General features: G+C 64.5%; 16 protein-coding genes. All 16 read left to right on the plus strand.

Features of this window, described 5'->3' with window-relative positions; genetic code table 11:
* Positions 1-257 precede the first annotated feature (257 nt).
* The 16 genes from MHM88_RS03000 (at position 258) to MHM88_RS03075 (ending at position 17,053) form a co-directional block, all read left to right on the plus strand.
* Entirely contained in the window at positions 258-1,193 is a 936-nt protein-coding gene (locus MHM88_RS03000; RefSeq protein WP_239359826.1) for a 3-oxoacyl-[acyl-carrier-protein] synthase III C-terminal domain-containing protein, read from the plus strand.
* A gap of 35 nt (positions 1,194-1,228) precedes the next feature.
* The gene (locus MHM88_RS03005) at positions 1,229-1,498 is read left to right on the plus strand and encodes an acyl carrier protein (RefSeq protein ID WP_239359828.1); all 270 of its coding nucleotides are present in this window, start codon (positions 1,229-1,231) and stop codon (positions 1,496-1,498) included.
* Positions 1,491-2,141, plus strand: coding sequence for a hypothetical protein (locus MHM88_RS03010; protein ID WP_239359830.1), 651 nt, complete (start codon positions 1,491-1,493; stop codon positions 2,139-2,141). The genes MHM88_RS03005 and MHM88_RS03010 overlap by 8 nt, the downstream gene beginning before the upstream one ends.
* Positions 2,142-2,145: 4 nt before the next feature.
* Entirely contained in the window at positions 2,146-2,784 is a 639-nt protein-coding gene (locus MHM88_RS03015) for a hypothetical protein (RefSeq protein WP_239359832.1), read from the plus strand.
* Entirely contained in the window at positions 2,784-4,145 is a 1,362-nt protein-coding gene (locus MHM88_RS03020; protein ID WP_239359834.1) for a hypothetical protein, read from the plus strand. Before MHM88_RS03015 ends, MHM88_RS03020 begins: the two co-directional genes overlap by 1 nt.
* Complete coding sequence (locus tag MHM88_RS03025; protein WP_239359836.1) at positions 4,135-5,112, plus strand: alpha/beta fold hydrolase; 978 nt, start codon at positions 4,135-4,137, stop codon at positions 5,110-5,112. Before MHM88_RS03020 ends, MHM88_RS03025 begins: the two co-directional genes overlap by 11 nt.
* The gene (locus tag MHM88_RS03030; protein ID WP_239359838.1) at positions 5,106-6,077 is read left to right on the plus strand and encodes a 3-oxoacyl-[acyl-carrier-protein] synthase III C-terminal domain-containing protein; all 972 of its coding nucleotides are present in this window, start codon (positions 5,106-5,108) and stop codon (positions 6,075-6,077) included. The genes MHM88_RS03025 and MHM88_RS03030 overlap by 7 nt, the downstream gene beginning before the upstream one ends.
* Positions 6,074-6,352: a hypothetical protein gene (locus MHM88_RS03035; protein WP_239359840.1), complete on the plus strand. Its 279-nt coding sequence runs from the start codon at positions 6,074-6,076 to the stop codon at positions 6,350-6,352. Before MHM88_RS03030 ends, MHM88_RS03035 begins: the two co-directional genes overlap by 4 nt.
* On the plus strand, positions 6,349-8,793 hold the full coding sequence (locus tag MHM88_RS03040; RefSeq protein ID WP_239359846.1) for an acyl-CoA dehydrogenase family protein: 2,445 nt from the start codon (positions 6,349-6,351) through the stop codon (positions 8,791-8,793). Before MHM88_RS03035 ends, MHM88_RS03040 begins: the two co-directional genes overlap by 4 nt.
* Entirely contained in the window at positions 8,790-9,653 is an 864-nt protein-coding gene (locus MHM88_RS03045; RefSeq protein WP_239359848.1) for a hypothetical protein, read from the plus strand. The genes MHM88_RS03040 and MHM88_RS03045 overlap by 4 nt, the downstream gene beginning before the upstream one ends.
* On the plus strand, positions 9,653-10,627 hold the full coding sequence (locus MHM88_RS03050; RefSeq protein ID WP_239359850.1) for a hypothetical protein: 975 nt from the start codon (positions 9,653-9,655) through the stop codon (positions 10,625-10,627). Before MHM88_RS03045 ends, MHM88_RS03050 begins: the two co-directional genes overlap by 1 nt.
* Positions 10,603-12,180, plus strand: a complete 1,578-nt coding sequence (locus tag MHM88_RS03055; protein WP_239359852.1) for a class I adenylate-forming enzyme family protein — start codon at positions 10,603-10,605, stop codon at positions 12,178-12,180. Before MHM88_RS03050 ends, MHM88_RS03055 begins: the two co-directional genes overlap by 25 nt.
* 37 nt (positions 12,181-12,217) lie before the next feature.
* Positions 12,218-12,484 carry a phosphopantetheine-binding protein gene (locus MHM88_RS03060; RefSeq protein ID WP_239359854.1) on the plus strand — a complete coding sequence of 89 codons (267 nt, stop codon included), beginning with the start codon at positions 12,218-12,220 and terminating at the stop codon, positions 12,482-12,484.
* Complete coding sequence (locus MHM88_RS03065) at positions 12,481-14,034, plus strand: AMP-binding protein (protein ID WP_239359856.1); 1,554 nt, start codon at positions 12,481-12,483, stop codon at positions 14,032-14,034. Before MHM88_RS03060 ends, MHM88_RS03065 begins: the two co-directional genes overlap by 4 nt.
* Positions 14,035-14,046: 12 nt before the next feature.
* Positions 14,047-15,393: a cytochrome P450 gene (locus tag MHM88_RS03070; RefSeq protein ID WP_239359857.1), complete on the plus strand. Its 1,347-nt coding sequence runs from the start codon at positions 14,047-14,049 to the stop codon at positions 15,391-15,393.
* A gap of 118 nt (positions 15,394-15,511) precedes the next feature.
* Positions 15,512-17,053, plus strand: a complete 1,542-nt coding sequence (locus MHM88_RS03075; protein WP_239359858.1) for an AMP-binding protein — start codon at positions 15,512-15,514, stop codon at positions 17,051-17,053.
* Positions 17,054-17,229 lie beyond the last annotated feature (176 nt).

A 17,229-nucleotide genomic window follows, 5' to 3' on the forward strand; every position in this document is an offset into this window, starting at 1 on the left:
CCATCGCCCGCGCAGCAGACAAACCGGGCGGACGGCGAAAAAATCGCATGCGACGTCCTCGCCGGTCACGCCATAAAAATATCCATAAATCGCAATATATTATCGTGATCTAGGCCCGACGGGACCTGGCTGTCCAAAGACCTGATTCACAATCTAGCCCGTCCTAGTTCATGAAATTGGACGCCCCATTTTCGGTCAGTTTGTAACGCTTTTTCAGGTCGCCCCGCATTGCGGCGACAGGAAAGAGGATCGGCCCAATGACAACCCTGTGTCACATCGCGCTGTCCCCGGACGGTGGCACAAAGATACCTCTGCAAGAGCTCGGCCCCAGTCATGGGCTGACCCCGACCTCGGCCAAGATGTATGACCGTTTTTACGGATTGCAATCCGTCACGCGTCACCGGGACGCACAGACTGGGATGCTGTCCGCGGTCCTGCAAGGCGCCATCGACAGTTTGCCAGACCGCGGCCGGTCCGCGGGGCTGGTCGTGTATTGCAAGACCCAGACACACAACACGCGCACCGACCAGAACTGGCTGCGGCAGCTGGTCGATCAGCACGGGCTGGCCCATTGGGACGTGCATGCCTTGTCGATGACCAGCTGCGCCTCCGCGCTGGCCTGTCTTCATTTCGTCACGCAGTGCGGCACTCAGACGCCCGTCATCGTGCTGACCGGGGAAAAGGCCTTCCACCCTTCGGTGTCCCGCCTGACGGTCGGCCTGCTGGCGGAGGTTCCCACCGCAGCGGTTCTGAATGCCGGTCCCGGGTCCTGGCACGTGCGCGGCACAGCGGTCCGGCACCTGCCGCGATTTCACATCAACCCCGAAGCGATGGGCCCGGAGGACCGACGTGCCCTGCAACAGGCGTATGCGCCGGGGCTCACGCAGTTTGTGGCCTCCTTTCTGGATCGCCATGCGGCGGTACTAAGCCGCGACATGATCTTTGTGCCGCATAATCTCAACCGTCCGCTGACCGATGCCCTGATCCGGGCATTCGATTGGCAGGACCGGACGTTCCAGGGCGACATCGCAGGGACCGGTCATGCCTATTGCTCAGATCCGTTCGTCAATCTGGAGGCGGTTGTCTCAGACGCTGGCCCGGTCCAGCAGGTTCTGCTGCTGGCGGCAGGAACCGGCGTGACCTTCTCCGCCTGCTTGCTGGACCGAGATCCCCCCGCCTGCCCCGCCCCCTGATCCCACTCACTGCCCGAAGCATAAGGAAGCCTTCCATGAACAAGACCATTTCCACTGCCGTTTCCGAGGTTCTCTCCGAGGTTCTGGAACGCCCTGTTACCGGCATTCGCCCTGACATGCGGTTCGACCGGGACTTCGACCTCGACAGCTACATGTTCGTGCAGTTCCTCCTGGGCCTTGAGGACAAGTTGCCGGGGCTGCGGTTCGACCCCGAGACCATTGGTCAGGCCGGGTTCAACACCATGGAAAAACTGGTGGAGCACATCGAAGCAAGCCTTGCCCGGGGAGAGCAGGCACATGCTTGATTCAGCAACCGGCTCCCTCACGGAGCAGATCTTCGAGACCGCCCGGCGCGCGCCCCCGGCGCAGGCCCTGCAATCCGCGTGCCTGCTGGTCACCGGACGGGACGGTTTCCTCGCCGGTCGCAGCCATGCGATCCATCTGCCGGATACGCCACTGGTTGATCCGGCGGAGCCGGCAGCCGACGTCGGCACCCGATCCACGCGGACGGAACATGGCATCGCCTGTTTCGGGCTGGTGCTGTCGGAGGTCGCCCCCCGGCCGTTGCACCCGCGTCCGGCCTCGGCCGCCCTGGCGACCCTGGCCCTGCGCGCCGGGATCCTCGCGCACGCCATGGACATGGCCTTTGCCCATCTCGAAACCAGAGAGAGCCTGGGGCAGAAAACACTGCATCATCAGCTGATCAAGGCACGGTTTTCCGCAAGCAGCATGTTTGTGAACCAGCTGCGCCGCAAACTCATCCTGTCGGACCCCCGGGGCGACATCGAAGGCTGTGATCGGCTGCACACCGAGATCGACACACATATGGTGCAAATCGCCAAACTCATGGGCGGCCACGGCCTGCGTGAGGGCGCCGTACATGGGCTGGAGTACCTCTCGACCCTGATCCGTGCGACCCTGGTCCCGTCGTCGCACAGCGGGGTGTGACCGGATGGCGCGTCGTCCCAGTCTCGCCGAAGTTCGGCTCTTGGCATCCGGAACCTTGCCTGATCGCGCTTCGGCGCGTCCAATCCTGTATTCCTGCGACACCGGAGAGGACAGCGCCGCCCGAGAGCATCCATTCGACCCTTGCCTTCAGCAGCGACTGGACGCCTGGAAGCGCCTCCAGTCGTCCACGGATTCTACCCCGCCGGCGATGCATCTGTTCTCCAACGCGGACGCGTTGCCCGACCTGCATTCCCAACGGCTGCGGGAAGATTGGCGGCGCCTCTGCGCCGAAACGGATACTCCGCTACTGGTCTATCTGCACTGCGGCCATCAACCCGACACCCGAAGCCCGATCCTGCAATACCTGTTGCAGACGCTGGATCACCACGGGCCGGTGCATGCGCTGCGGGTGGAGTGTCGAAAGTCGCTGCAAGATGCGATGGCCCTCGCCCGCGCGATGACCGCGAACAGCAGCCTGTCGCTGGTGTTGCGCGATCCCACCGAGCGGCTCACCCCGCGACCGCGCCACACGCGCCCCTTGCGCTATGCGCTACTCGGCACCCGGGACCGCGCCGTTGATCTCAGCCAACGCCGGGCACAGGCCGCCGTCCCCCTCGCCGCAACGCCCATCAGGAGCCAATGATGCAACCCGCAACTCCCACCGCCGACGCCCTGCTCGACGCGGCCAGACCCACGGTCTGGCAAACGCTTTCCCGCATTCTGCTGCTTGCCATTCCCTTTGCCGTTGGTGCCGCCGCCACCTCGACGCTGAATCTGGGCAAAGTTGCGCTGCTGGCCCGTGTGCCGGACACCGGCGCATTGAACACGCTGTCGCTGTTGCAACCAAGCTTTATCCTGGCCTTGGCCATCATGGAGGGCTTGGCCATCACCGCGCAGGTGTTCAGCGCCCGCTCGCGTCACAATTGGCCCCGCCGTGGCACCCAGCGCGCGGTGCTGCGCCTGTGCCGCAATGGCGTGATCCTGTTCGTGATCGTCGCCGCAGTTGGCTATGCCGCGGCCGAAACTCTGCCTGTCCAGGACCCGGAGATCCGCCTGATCCTCGCGCATTTTCCGCTGTTCATGCTGTCGCTGGTGCCCTTCGTCGTGTTCGACATCTTTTATGGCGCCATGCGCGGACAAGGGAAGGTCCTGCTGGGGCTCGTGCCCTTTCTTGGTCTTGTCGCGATCGACCTGACCACAACCTACGTGCTGGTGTCACAATACGGCTGGGGGTTCGAAGCGGTTCTGATCGGCAATCTCGTTGGCCCGATCCTGATGCTGCCGGTCATCGCCCTGTTGTTGCGGCGCGAGCTGCGCGATGGGGAAGACAGCCCGGAAGAACCCTTCCGCATCCGCATCCGGCAGCTCCAGATCGGCGTCGGCATCCCCGTGTTCAGCTCGATCGTGGTGGGGTTTGTCAGCGCCTCGGTGGTGTTCCCGATCCTGTCCAAGATAGGCGAGGACAGCGCCTCTGCCTTCTTTGTGGTGCTGCGCTATCGTATCGCCTTCATGATCCCCGCAATCGCGATCGGATCCGCCATCGCGATCCTGGTCAACCAGCTCGCCGAGCAGGGTCAAACCGCCCAGCGCCTGCGCTATCTGATCATCGGTGTGCCCTTCATGCTCTGCCTGTATGCGATCGTGACCGCGCTGTTGCCACAGTGGACAGGGGCGCTCGATCTGCTGGTTCCTGAACAGGCCGAAGCGCTGCGCGCGGCCACCAACCAGATGTTCACCGAGCTGCTGATCACCTTCTTCCTGATTTCGGGTTCCGCCATGTTGCAGGTGATCCTGGAGCAGCTGGGGCGCGGTGTTCAGGTGCTGGTCATCACCTTCCTGATTGAGGCCGGGACTTGTGCCGCTGTACTCTGGGCGATGATGCAGGGCGCGGGCATGGGGCTCATCCTTGACGTCCTGATCGCGGCAGCAGCTGGCAGCTTTGGTCTCTTCGCGGTACAGTTCCTGCTGCTTCTGCGCAGCCTGGGGCGGGCCCATGCTGTTTGAACTCGCCTATCCCGGTCTCTGTGCGCTGGCGCTGTGGCGCCGTGCCATGCGCCGCCCGACACCTGCGGGGCCCATGTTCGCCTTTCGCGCTGTGCGGGGTCGGATGCGTCGGCAGGAGCTGAATGCACTGACCGCGCTCAACCCCGAATGGGGCGCGATGCTGGCGTTGCATCGGTTTGAACGCATGACCCCGGACACCGCCCAGGAGGCCCCGGATGCCCTTACCGCAGGCTGCCTTGCCGAGCGCCGGTTCGGACCGGAAAACGGGCCGCGCGTGCTGCTTCTGCACGGTTGGAATGCCCGAAGCGCCATGATGACGCCCCTGGCGCTGGCCCTCGCGGCGAGCGGCGCGCGCGTCATTCTGCCAGACCTGCCGGGAGAGGGCTGCAACCCGGCGCGCCCGATGAGTTTCAGCGCCAAGGCCCGGATTCTGGCCGCCCAGTATCGCGAAGAGGACATCGACACGGTCATCGGGCATTCCGCCGGTGGGTTGATCGCCGCGCAGGTGATCGAGGCCGGGCTGACTGCGGCCCGTCTGGTCACGATCTGCGCGCCGTATTCGATGGAAACGCTGCTGCGAGCGTATCTGTGTCGCATCTCAGCCCCAATCGCAGTGACCGATGCGCTGCTTTCGCGGGCAGCGCGCCGTGAGGGGCGCGCCCCGCATGAAATCGGACCGGAGCTTTTTGCCCGCATGGGATCGCGGCTCATGGTCATTCATGCCCGGCGTGACTGGCAGGTTCGCCTCAGCGAGGCAGAAGACATCTGTTCCATCGCGCCCGCCGCGCGCGCGCTGGTGCTGGACGCCTGCAACCACCACAGCATCCTCGATGACCCGCGCCTGTTCGAAGGCATTGTGTGCTTTGCACTGCCCGAAACCACGCGCCACCCCGCCTCGGCGCACGTGGGAACCCCACCGACGCCACCTGTCCGATCAGGTCCCCCCCGCGGAGGGCTACCATGCTGAACCTCCTCGATCTTTCGGTGGTGTTCCCGGCGCGACAGGAAAAGCTTGCTGACCTGGCCGACGACCTGTCGCTGTCACGCAACCAGATCCGGATGTATGATCGCTTTTTCGGGTTCGAAACCTTCCATTGCGACCACGCGGAACCGCTGCACCACCTGCTCGACCAGGCGGTGGGCGCCCTGATGGATCGCAACCAGAACCGCCAAAGCGCTCTCAGCCATGCTGTGCATTGTCACACGCTGCTCTCGACGCAGGTTTTTGACACGCCGGCGTCCAGCCATCTTGCGGCACTCGCCGCCGCGGGGGTCGAGGTCTTTGACGCCACGATGAACCACTGCGCAACCGGGCTGAGCATGCTGGGCATGCTGGATCACCTGCTCGGCCCTGATGATACTGGCCTGATCCTGATCGGAGAGAAGGCCTTTCACCCGGCGATCCGCGTGATCGAGAACACCACGATCATGGGCGAGGCCGCAGCCGCCTTGCTGGTCGGTCGCACCCCGGGGCCCTTTGAGGTGGTCGACACCTTTACCCGTCATGCCCCGCAATTCTGGAAAAACACCGGTCTGCGTGGCGAGAACTACCTCGATGGGTTTGACAGCGCCTATGTCCAGCTGGCCAGCAAGACGCTGCAGGACGCGCTTCGGCACTTTGGCCGCACCCCGCAGGATCTGCGATGGGTCATGCCGCATAATGTCAATGCGCCCTCCTGGTATCAGGTGGCCGAAGACGCCGGGATCGACACGCAGAAACTGCGCCTGTCGACCATCGGCTGCTATGGCCACTGTTTTGGTGTCGATCCCTTTCTCAACCTCTGGCGCGGCGCACAGGACGATGTGCTGCAGCCCGACGACGAGGTGCTCCTGTTCAGCATCGGCCTCGGCGCGACCGCATCCTGCGCGCTGTTGCGGGTGACGGACACACCTCTGCCTCTCTCATTCCCGCAAACTGGAGTTTCCCAATGACCGACATGACAGATGCCATCCTCGCCAGCCTGAGCGACATCGGCCTTGGACCTCAACGCATCGAACGGGCCAGATCAGGCGAGGCTCTGTTCGGGACCGGCGGTTTGCTGAATTCGATCGAGCTGGTCCAGTTCATCGTTGCCCTATCGGACCGCACGGGCATGGAAAGCTTTGAGTTCATGGAGAGCTTCGAAGGCGGCACAGGCGTATTCGAAACAATCTCGGCTCTGTCTGAATTCATCGCGGCGCGCAAATCCCACGATGTGGCGGTATGACGATGACGGGGTTCGAGATCCTGCCGCAGGACGCGGCGCAGCTTCACAACCTGGCAGACGCGGTCGGCACGCCCTTCTATGTCTATGACGCCGCAGCCATTCGTGGCCGCTATCGCGCATTGACGCGGGCCTTGCCGCAGGCGCAGTTCTTCTATTCGCTCAAGGCCAATCCAAACCTGAGCCTTGTGGGCCTGCTGGTGGCCCAAGGCTCCGGAACCGAGGTCAGTTCGCGGCTGGAGCTGGAAACCGCACTGGCAGCGGGATGCCCTGCCGATCAGATCCTGATGGTCGGCCCCGGCAAGGCCGAAGACGATCTGGAGCGGGCGGTATCGCTTGGCCTCAAGGCGATCGTCGCGGAATCTCTGCCCGAGCTCGAACAGATCAACCGGATCGCTGCTCGGGCAGAACGCACCCAGCCCATTGCCATGCGGGTGAACCCCGATTTCAAAGTCAGCGGCGCCCGACTGAACATGAGTGGACGGCCGACGCAGTTCGGGATCGACGAATGCGTCTTGGACACCGCGTTGCGGCGGGTTGAGGATCTCCACAACCTGCGTCTTGCCGGTTTGCATGTCTATATGGGGACCCGCATCCTGAGCCATGACACGATCTTGGCCAATACCTGCGGCATTCTCGAACTTGCGGCGCGTGTGGCCCGCGACCTCGCCGCGCCGCTGGAGTTTGTCGACATCGGCGGCGGGTATGGCGTGCCCTATTACGAGGACGAGAGCGCACTCGACCTCAATGCCCTCGGATCGGCGATGCAGCCGCTGCTGTCAGCCTTTGCAGAGACGCATCCGGACACGCGGATCGCCATAGAGCTTGGCCGCTACATGGTGGCCGAAGCCGGGCGTTTCGTCACCTCAGTGCGGCAGGTAAAGGCCAACAAGGGAGAGAACTTCGCGGTCTGCGACGGTGGGTCCAATGTCCACAGCGCCGCCGCGGGACAGGGCTTCATGCGTCGCAACTTCCCGGTTTCGCTGGTGCCGCACCCGTCCCGGAGCAACGCTGCCGATGGCCCTGATGCCCCCTGGAGCATTACCGGCCCCCTCTGCACCCCAATGGATGTGATCGCCAAGGATGTCGCGCTCGCCCCGCCCGCACCGGGTGATCTGATCTGCATCCACCAGTCCGGCGCCTATGGTGCAACCGCGTCGCCGGTGAATTTCCTCGGATTTGGCGCGCCGGTCGAGGTCATGGTCGATGAGGGCACCGCCACCGTCGTGCGCGAACGCCCCCGGGTGCAGGGATTTCTGGACGAGCAGATCCCCCGACCGATCTCCATACTGCCCGCGGCGCCGCATATCACCTTGCCCGCGCCCTTTGACCATCCGGCGCTGGAGCGGCTCGAAGATCTCCGCACGCTGTTTGAAACCACCGGTGGAAAGCTGGCAGAAGATCCGGACGCCTGGCGGGATCTCTGGGCCGATCCGCTGGTCAAGGCCCTGACGATGATCGGCGTGCCGGAGGCCTACAACGGCTTTCCCCTGGCCGAGACCTCCCTCGGTCTGGAGCGCTGTCCGCATGATCTGCATGTCGCACTGGTCGAACGGCTGGCGCGGTTTGACGCCGGTTGCATTCTTGCGCTGCAAGGTCCGTCGCTGGCGGGGGGCGCGCTCGAAGCGGTGGGGACACCCGCGCAGCAGGAGAGGTTCTTTTCCGCCTATCGCAGCGGCCCGCAAGGCACCTTTTTTGCGGTCACGGAGCCGGATGTCGGCTCCGATGCATCGGCGGGTGCCACCGTGCTGGAAACCTCCGGCGCAGGTTACGTGCTGAGGGGCAGCAAGATGCTGATCGGCAACGTGGCCCGTGCCCGGATCGGTATTGTCTATGCCAGGTTCGCGACCTCCGGGCGCAGTGCGCTGGTGCTCATCGAACCGGAAAAGGTGGCGGATCACCTCACCATCACACGCCTGCCCACGACCGGAATGTCCGGCGCCGACCTTTGTCGGCTCGACATTCACGATGTGCCGGTCGGCCACGAAGATCTTGTTGCCGCGCAATCCGAAAAGCCCTCTTTGCGGGACGGGTTCATGGCCATCAATGGCGTGTTCGAACGTTACCGCCCGGTGGTGGCTGCGCTGGCGCTTGGCAATGCACGCGGCATGCTGGACCGGCTCAGCCAGCACGGGCAGGCCAGCGCCTTTGCGGGCGAATACCGCACCCACAGCGCCCTGATCGCGGCCCTGGCAGAGATCTGCGCCGACGGTCTGCGCGGGCGGTCGCGCGGGCACCGGATCAGCGAGGTCAAGTTTCAGGCCGTGGCCTTCTCCGATGCGCTGGCCGCCCGGATCGCCCGCGATGCGCCCGCAGCCATGCTGACGGACCCGCTGCTGCGTCGCAAGATCCGGGATGCAAAGGGCTTTGAATACATGGAGGGGACCTCCAATATCCATATGCTCAATGCCTATCGCACCTATGTTGCGGGGGTGGCATCATGACCCTGCGCCTGGACCCGGCCAAGATCGTTGGCGCCAGCTTCGGCGGACTGGAACCGCCGGTCGCGGATGCGGCGGACCAGCATGCCTATTGGGAAGACTTCAACGCCCGTTTCTTTCGATCCAATGGACAGGAATACGATCCCGCCGCACAGAGCAATGTCGAGAACTGGTTGTCCGCGCCGGATCGGGCCTCCTTTGCCGCCATGGCGGAGGAGCTGCTGAACGAGCTGCGGCAGCACGACCCGCTGGAAGACGTCGATCTGGTCCTGCTGGCCCACTGGATGCCCGACCTGCACCTAGGTACCTCGGTCACCAATTTTGCCCTGCATTGGATGGATCGGCCCGACGGGTTCGGATTTGCCATCTCGGACCGGGGGCTGTCTGCTCCGCTGTTTGCCATTGACTGCGCCGCGCGTTACCTGACCCGCCAGGGCGGCCGCGCCTTGGTGATGACCATGGATCAGAAGCATCTGCTCTATCGCTCACCAACCGCCAAACAGCTGCAACCGGAGAATTCCGCCAGCCTGTTGCTGCTGGAGTCGGAGGCGCAATCCGGGCTTTGCTATCGGGGCTATCGCCGTCACATCCAGATCGAAGAGGCAGACCTGCCCGCGGTGCTGGACACCAGCTGCCGCGATCTCGGGCTTGATCCGTCGGCAACGGTGCTGATTTCCGATGACCGTCTCAGGGGCCTCGACGAGGGGTTCGCCGACTGGCGCCCGGCTCCCTCGAGCCAGATGTGCGCTGCGCCCCTGCGCGCGCTGATGGGGATGCCTGCGACGCGCAGCAGCCTGTTGATGACTTGGCAGGACCAGGAACTTTGCGTCGTGGGCTTCGCCGCAGAGGACGGAGGCACCTGATGCGCCTTGCGACCCTCGTCAGCCATGTGCCCTCCGCGCGCCTGGGCGCCGAAGAGATCATACGCGAAGCCGGCGGCAGCCCCGCCGAAGCCCGTGTGTTCGAGCGTATGTTCGGTCTGGATCGCGTGGCCGCCGTGCCCCCCGGGGAAACGCTGGAAGCCCAGTTCGATCTGGTGGTGCGCAAGCTCGCCGCCCGTCATCGCGGGCCGCTTCCCGACGCGCTGATCTATGCGCATGGGCAGCCGCTGCAATATGCGGTCGGACGCTCTCCGGTGCATCATCTCTGCGCCGGCCAGCCCCTCCTGGCGGAGATCGAGCGACGCTATGAGGTCGATCAGTACAATTGCGGCGGCTTGTTCTGGGCGCTGGACATGGCGCGCACCTTGTTGGTGACCGGACTGGCCCGCGCCGTTGTTGTGCTGGGTGGCGACAGCCATATCGGCCTGCCGCCGGGAGATCGCTACGTGCCCGGCTGTACCCTGATGGGCGATGCCTTCTGCGGCATGATCGTGGATCGGGCAGACGGCGGATTGCAACTGGGCGAGATTGCCATGTGCACGCACCCCCAGTTTGCACGCGGCCGCGCCGGCACCGCGACGGAAATGGGTGCGTTCTTCGCCGCCCACGCCGGGATCGTCCAGCAATCGCTGTCGCGGATCGGGTTCGATTGGGCAGGCGATTGCCCGCTTCTGCCACATAACGTCAACCGACTAGCCTGGCAGATGTTCTGCCGTGAGACCGGTCTGCCCGAGACCCGGCTGAGGCTGGGGCTGCTGCCCGACATCGGCCATTGCTACACCAGCGACCCATTCCTGTTGCTGGAGCGAGAGCACGCCGATCTGCGCCCGGGCAGGTCCTGCGCCATCCTGTCGATCGGCATGGGCGGCTTTGCAGGCGCCTGCATGATCACCCAGTCCCCCGTCTCTGCGCATACCAAGGAGCGCGCCACATGTTCGCAACTCATACCCTCCTGACCCATTTCCTGTCACAGGCGGCCCGAACTTGGCCACATGCGCCTGCCGTCAGCGACGCGCGACACACCCTCAGCTATCCGGAGCTGCAAGACGCCGCGACCCGCATCGCCCGGGCCCTGCATGCCCGGGGCGTGACCGCCGGTGACCGGGTGGTTCTGTCCTGCCCGAATTCGGTCGCCTTCGTCGCCGGCTACTGGGGCATCCTGGCCAGCGGTGCAGTTGCGGTCCCGCTGAACCCCGGCACGCCGGCGAGCAAATTCGCGTTTGTCTTGCAGGATTGTACCCCGGCGGCCATTCTCGCCGACCCGTCCACCAGCGACGTCGTGGAGACTGCACTGGAACGGACCGGGGATCCCATACCGGTGCTCTGCGCGGAAATTGACGCCTCTGTCACTGCCGTCTGCGCAACGCAGAACGCCTGCGAGGACCTGCCCACACCTTCGGTTCTGGATCAGGATCTGGCCACGATCATCTACACCTCCGGCTCCACCGGCACGCCCAAAGGGGTGATGCTGTCGCATCTCAACATGACCAGCGCAGCGCGGTCGGTGGCAAGTTATCTCGGCTACCACGCAGAGGATCGAATTTTCTGCGCCGTGCCGATGACCTTTGACTACGGGCTGCACCAGATCACCATGGCCGCATTGACCGGAGCAGAGATCTTTGCCGAACCGGGGTTCGGGCAACCGCTCTTTGCGCTTCAGCATCTGGCCCAAAGCCGGGCCACCGTCTTTCCCGTGGTCCCCACGATGGTGCCGTTGATTGCGCCTTTGGCCGACCGGTTCGACCTCGGTGCGGTCCGGCTGGTCTCCTCGACGGCAGCGGCGCTGCATCCGGAACTCATCGACACACTGGAAACCGCCCTCCCCGGCGCGACGGTGTTTTCCATGTACGGTCTGACGGAGTGCCACCGCTGCACCTACTTGCCGCCCTCGCAGCTGACCCACCGCCGTGACAGCGTCGGCATCGCCATCCCCAACACCGAACTCTGGGTGGTGGATGCCGAAGGACAGGCCCGGCGCAGAAACGCCACCGGGGAACTGGTCATTCGCGGATCGACGGTGATGACGGGCTATTGGAACAATCCCGAGGCCACTGCCCAGCGCCTGCGCCCCGGCCCCCTGCCCGGCGAGCAGGTCTTGTACACCGGCGACACCTGCCGGCTTGATGCGGAGGGATACCTCTATTTCGTCGGGCGCAATGACGACATCCTGAAGATCGCTGGAGAGAAAGTCGCCCCCTCGGAGGTGGAGGCGGCGCTGATCGCCCATCCCGCCGTCGCCGAAGTCTGCGTGCTTGGCGCCGACCACCCAGTGCAGGGGCAGATCTGTCTGGCACATGTCGCGCTGGCCCCCGGGGCGGAGTGTACCAGCCAGGATCTGGTTCAATGGTGCAAATCCCGCCTCGACAGCCATGCCGTGCCCGCCCGGATCGCGATCCACGCAGAAATGCCCCGCACCCAGAATGGCAAGCTCGACAGGGCCGCGTTGCACGCGCTTGCCCCGACCGCCGCCCCCAGATCCCGCGCCCGGCCTCTGAGCCCCGCGCACTGACGCCGCCCCGCCCATTCGACAGCTGAAAGGACCCATCATGACCACGCATATCGACACTCAGATCATTGACGCCATTGTAGAGCTTCTGGACATGGATGACGGCAGTTCGATCACGCCGGACACCCGGATCGAGGATGATCTCGGCCTCGACAGCGGCTTGCTGCTGGAGCTGTTCATGGCACTGGAAGAGCGTCTCCCGGCGCTGGAGATCGACCCCTCCGAGCTGCGCCCGGAACAGTTCTCCACCATTCAAAGCCTGTCGACGCTGATCGCGTCGTTCATGAAAGAGGATGTCCCGGCATGAAACCGCAGGCGGATGATCCACACCAGCTGCTCCGCGACATTCATCGCCGGTTTGCGGGGAGCGGTGCGGAGGCCTATCGCACCACGTCCGAGACGCTCAGCTTTGATCGCCTTTACCACGCCTCCCTGGCACTGGCGGAGAAACTCGCGCGCGTGCCGGACCCGAGGTGCAGCCGGCCCGTATTGATCTGGGGGCACAAGGACCCGCGCTACCTCGTCGCGTACTGGGCCTGCCTGCTGGCGGGTCGGCCCCTGGTGCCCACCGAACAGGACACCCCAGCTGAGCGGCTGCGCCAGATCGTGCAGACATGTGATGCGTCGGTGGTCCTGGTTGCCGACGCCGATCCGAATGCGCCCACGCAATTGCACAAGACGCTGACAGGGAGCGACGTTCCGGTCTGGAGCGTGGACCTCGATGCCGCGCCTGCGCAGGATCTGCCACCGCACGACGCCGCGCCGGATGACGTGGCCTATATCATGTTCTCCTCCGGCACGCTGGGCCAGCCCAAGGGCATTCAGGTCACCTATGCCAATCTGGCGGACTTCATTCGTTGGCAGGACCAACTTCTGGCAGGGGCCAGCTTCGACGGCGTGACCGGCAACATTCGCCATTGCTTTGATGTGTCCCTGTTCGAACTCTGGAATTCCTGGCTGCGGCTGCGGCCGATCACAGCGCTCAATCACGCTGATTTTGCCAACTCCACCGGCTATATCCGGCGCCTTGAGGCCGATCAGGTCGGGCTCTGGGTCTCGACCCCTTCGATCACCCGCCTGATGCTGCGCAATCGCCGTTTCAATGGCACCACCCTGCCCGCGCTTTCGACCTTTCTGTTCTGCGGCGAGGCCCTGACCAAGCCTGTCGTGCAGAGCCTGTTCGACCGGTTTCCGGGGTGCCGCGTGCTGAATACCTATGGCCCCACCGAATGCACCGTTGCCGTCACCGCGGTCGACATCACCGCAGATCATCTGGCAGCCCCGGAGGACTTGCCGATCGGATTTGCCCGCCCGGGAACCGCGTTGGTCGCAGATCCCGGCCCGGACCAGGGCGAGATCGAGATCCGCGGCGCGTCGGTCGGGCGTGGCTACCTGAAGCTGCCGGACAAGCAGGCGCGCGCCTTTCCCGCCCCCGGCTGTTACCGTACCGGGGACCGTGGGCAGCGCCGGGCGGATGGGCTTTGGTATTTTGGCGGGCGCATCGACCGCGAGATCAAGGTGCAGGGCATGCGCGTCGATCTGGACGACATCGAGGCCCATATCCGCCGCCAGCCCGGGATCGAGGACGCCGTGGTGGAGCCCTACATGCTGCGCGGCGAAGCCCGTGCGCTCAATGCCTACATCTTCGGCGACCACACCGCAGATGTGCTGAAGCAGCTTGCCGGTCAGATGTCCCGCGAACTGCCCCCCTATCTGGTGCCGCGCTTTTGGTACGCCGGCTTCGAAGCCAGCCTCAATCGCAATTCCAAGATTGACCGCGCCTGGCTCTCCGAAGCGGCCAGAACCGCAGACCATCGCCACGTGCACAGCCAACCCGATGCAGAAACGCTCAGCTGAGAGGACTTAGAGATGACAGAACCGCAGATCCCCGTATTCGACGCCAGCTCCGAGTTCCACCAGAACCTAGGCCTGCTGAAGGTCGCCGAAACCGCCATGCGCAAACTCGGCGACGTGGTGATGATACGGGCCAGCGAAAGCCGCCAGATGCTGCTGCTGACGGGAACAGAGAGTATCCGGTACTGGAAAAACCACCAGGGACAGTTCCAAACCGAACTCGGGGACATCGCCAGCAATGCCGGGACCACGCGTATTCTCATCGGCGACGCATTGGAGCGCCCGGAGAACGCGGCGATCTGGGACGCAAGCCGGAGTGGTCTGGCAGAGGTCAACGCCCGGTGGGATGACTGGGCGCACCGGAGCCTGACAACGGCGACCCGCGCGCTGGTGCGCGATCTTGCCCTCACTGCCGAGGCGCCTGTTGATCTGCGCCCGATCTGCTCCCTCTGGGCCGTGCGGGCACTTTGTCCGACCCTGTTTGGTGACGCCCTGCCCGACCAGGACATGGTCGACGGGTTGATGCAGATCGAACAGTTCTATTTTGCCATGAGCACCAAAGACGCCGATGAGATAGCACATCCCGAGAGGCTCGCCGAATTCCAGCAGGCGCGCGGGTTCCTGGACCGCGCTGTGCGTGCAGGCCTGGCCCAACTGAACGACGAGACCTCTACGGTTCTGGCCACGATGAACAAGTGCCTGCCGGAGACCCTCAGTGAGGAACAGCGGATCGACTTTCTGCGCCCGACATTGGGGCGCCTGCTGCTGGAAAAGCTCAACATTGACGGGCTCGGGCTGCTGTGGACCCTGTGCCATCTGGCGCAAAGCCCGGATCTTGTCCCTGAAATGGCACGGGAGGTCGGCGGGTGCGCGGATCTCTACGACGCGCCGGACACCGAAACCCCGCTGTGCTACTCGGTGATCCAGGAAGCGCAGCGCCTCTACCCCGAATTGCCCTTCATCTACCGGATTACGAGCAAGGAAATGGAGGTTCAGGGCTACAATGTGCCGCCGCGTACCACCATCCTGTTCGCCCCTTGGCTGGTTCATCGCGACGGGCGCTACTGGGACACCCCAAATCGCTTTGACGGTCACCGGTTCCTGACCCCGCCCGAGGATCGCAACTCCTACCTGCCGTTCGGGATCGGCCCGCGTGTGCGCAGCCGCAGCCGGTTTTTGCAGCATCAGCTGTCCGTCGCCGTGCGCGCGGTGGTGGCAGAGTTCGACCTGCAATTGGCCCCGGACTGCAAGCGCGGCAATCTGCGACCGATCCTGCGGTCCACCCTCGCCCCCCGTGGCGCGGTTCCGGTTGCCTTCAGGTATCGCACTGCCGCGACAGAGGCCGCAACCCTGGCGCTCTAGGCCCGGACCAACGGGTCGCAGGCAGGCTGCACCCTGACAGCACGATGCCACGGGGGACGCGCGCATCACACAGTCGTCGCCGCCCCCGGCTTCACCTTCTCACTTCACCGGAGGCCCCATGACAGAGAGTTTCCTATCCAAGATCCTCGCCCACATACGTTCGCACCCGGAGGCACCGGCGCTGGTCAGTGACGGCACCGTAGTGTCGTTTGGCGCTCTGGGGCGCCACGTGCGGGCCGTCCTCGACCTGCTGGAAACGGATGCAACCTCCGGGCTGGTGATGATCCAGGGGCACAAGGAACCTGGCGTGGTGGCAGCCATGCTGGCCTGCATGTGTGCCGGGCGGGGCTTTGTGTTCGTGGATCGCTCGAACCCGCCTGACCGGCTCGCCCGGATTCAACGGGTGGCAGACGCGCGGACCCTGTTCCACGCCAACGAAGCGCCCGAGGTGCACGCTGACGTGACCTTGCATCGCATTCCGCCCGCAGCGGATCAGGCGCTCGGCGAAACCGCCGCGCAAGATCGGGACCCAGCCGATCTTCTGTATGTGATCTTCACGTCCGGCAGCACGGGCGAACCCAAGGGCGTGCCGATCAGCCATGCAAACTTTGCTGCATTCCACGACTGGTACGGCCCGATGTTGCAGGACATCCCCGGGCACACGCTTGCCCCCTGGCAGAGCGCACATGTGAATCATGCCAGTCTCGCCTTTGACATGGGCATGCTGGATCTTTGGCCCGTGCTGGCACTGGGGCGTCCGGTCGTCCTGCTCGACCACCGGCACAACATCATGCCGCACAAGAATATCGAGGCCCTGATCGCCCATCCCGATAAGGTGGCCGTGCGCTCCTGGTTCTCGACCCCGTCGCTGTTGCAGCTGATGTGCACCGATCCCCGGTTCGACGCGAACACCCTGCCCGGGTTGCAGTGTTTCTTTGTCGGCGGCGAGGCTGTGCAACACCGCTTGGTGAAGGATCTGAAACATCGCTTTCCACAGGCCGACATCCGCCACGCTTACGGTCCCTCCGAGGGCACCTGCATGAGCCATGTGCATTGCCTCTCCGATGCCGAGATCGACCGTGGAGGGATTTTGCCCCTCGGGCCGGCGCTGGCAGAGAATGTGGTGCGGATCGTCGACGCCGATGGCACCGACGTTCCAGAGGGCACGCCGGGAGAGGTGGAACTGACCGGACCGCAGATCGTGACCGGCTACCTGCCAGCCGACCACCCCGGAAATGCGGCCTTCTCCCGTCACAAGGGTCAACGCTCCTATCGGACCGGCGATCTGGGCTATGTCGATGCCGATGGCAACCTGATCCTGCTGGGTCGAGCGGACCGGCAGGTGAAATGGAATGGCAACCGCATCGAACTCGACGAGATCGAGCGGGCGGCGCATAGCCTCGCGCAGGTTCAGAAGGCGGCCTGTCTGCCGGTTCGCGAAGCCGGGCAGCTGCGGGATATCATTCTCTTTGTGCAACCGGAATGCGGGCACAGTCTCGCTGCGACGGACTGTGCCCAGGCACTGAGTGCATTGCTGCCGCAGACCATGATCCCGCGCGACATCCGGGTCCGCGACAGCCTGCCGGTGACCGTGAATGGCAAAGTCGATTCTCGGGCCCTGCTTGCAGAGGCCACGTCCAAGATATCCGCCAAAGTGTGATCCGATGCGTCTCCGGGACGACCAACATCACGCTCAACCCCTTAATAAGCGGAGCAAAACGCCGATTAGGACGTCCTTCTTTGTGATTTAGGTCTCGCGTCCCGCCCTGATGTTCCAAGCTCGATCCATCCCGTCGCCCGAGTGCGACCAATCCGTCACCGGCCTGCCCCCCCGCG

Origin of the sequence: Epibacterium sp. MM17-32 (genome assembly GCF_022348205.1) — a bacterium.
Taxonomy (GTDB): Bacteria; Pseudomonadota; Alphaproteobacteria; order Rhodobacterales; family Rhodobacteraceae; genus Epibacterium.